The sequence below is a fragment of the Paractinoplanes hotanensis genome (assembly GCF_023717965.1).
GTDB classification, from domain to species: domain Bacteria; phylum Actinomycetota; class Actinomycetes; order Mycobacteriales; family Micromonosporaceae; genus Actinoplanes; species Actinoplanes polyasparticus.
In genome coordinates, this window is sequence record NZ_JAMQOL010000133.1 from 1 (window position 1) to 1015 (window position 1015).

The 1015-nt window shown below is 68.8% G+C and carries 1 protein-coding gene; it reads left to right on the forward strand.

Annotated features, from left to right (window positions below):
- Positions 1–167: 167 nt before the first annotated feature.
- Positions 168–974: an alpha/beta fold hydrolase gene (locus LXN57_RS47730; RefSeq protein ID WP_251804969.1), complete on the forward strand. Its 807-nt coding sequence runs from the start codon at positions 168–170 to the stop codon at positions 972–974.
- Positions 975–1015: the final 41 nt, after the last annotated feature.

Sequence of the window (1015 nt, forward strand, 5' to 3'; positions counted from 1 at the left end):
CCGCAGGCGGTGGCCGACTTCATCCTCCGGGCCGCCGCGTCCGTCTGACTTAGCCTCCCGGCCCGGCGGCGTTCGTCATCGGGCCGGCCAACGGTTCGGCGTCTGCCGGCCGTCACAACCTGAAAGGAACTCTCATGAAACCTCAGTTCTCGCGTATGCCGCGGCGAGTGGCTTTGCGGACCGCCATGACCGCGGGTGTGGCCGTGGCCGCCCTCGTGGCCGGGTCGGCGAGTGCCGCGGCGGGGCCCCGGCCGTCGGCCCAGAAGCCGACGGTCGTGCTGGTGCACGGTGCGTTCGCGGACTCGTCGAGTTGGAACGGTGTGGTGAAGGAACTGCTGCGCGACGGCTATCCGGTGGTGGCGGCCGCGAACCCGTTGCGGGGCCTGCACTCGGATGCGCAGTATGTGCGCAGCGTGCTGGCCAGTGTGAAGGGGCCGATCGTGCTGGCCGGCCACTCGTACGGGGGCTCGGTGATGAGCGAGGCCGCTGACGGTGACAAGGATGTCAAGGCGCTGGTTTACATCGCCAGCTTCGCGCCCGAGAAGGGGGAAAGCACGTCCGCCCTGGCCGCGAAGTTCCCCGGTGGACAGTTGGGCGAGGCGCTCAACCAGGTGCCGGTGACGGTGCCGGGTACGGGGGCGGGCACCGACCTGTACATCAAGCAGGATCAGTTCCGGCGGGTGTTCGCGGCTGATGTACCGCGTAAGGAGGCGGCTCTGATGGCGGCTACTCAGCGGCCGATCACGAGTGCGGCGCTGGACGAGAAGGCGACGAGGACGGCGTGGAAGTCGATCCGGTCGTGGTTCCTGATCACGCGGCAGGACCTGGCGATCCCGCCGGACTCGATGCGTTTCATGGCCAAGCGGGCCAAGTCGCGCACGGTGGAGATCAACGCCTCGCACGCGGTCACGGTCTCGGAGCCGGATGCGGTGGCCGATCTGATCGTCGAAGCCGCGCGTGCCACTACACGCTGAGCGGCTGGGGAAGATGTCCGGCATGACGGCTCGTCGTGAGC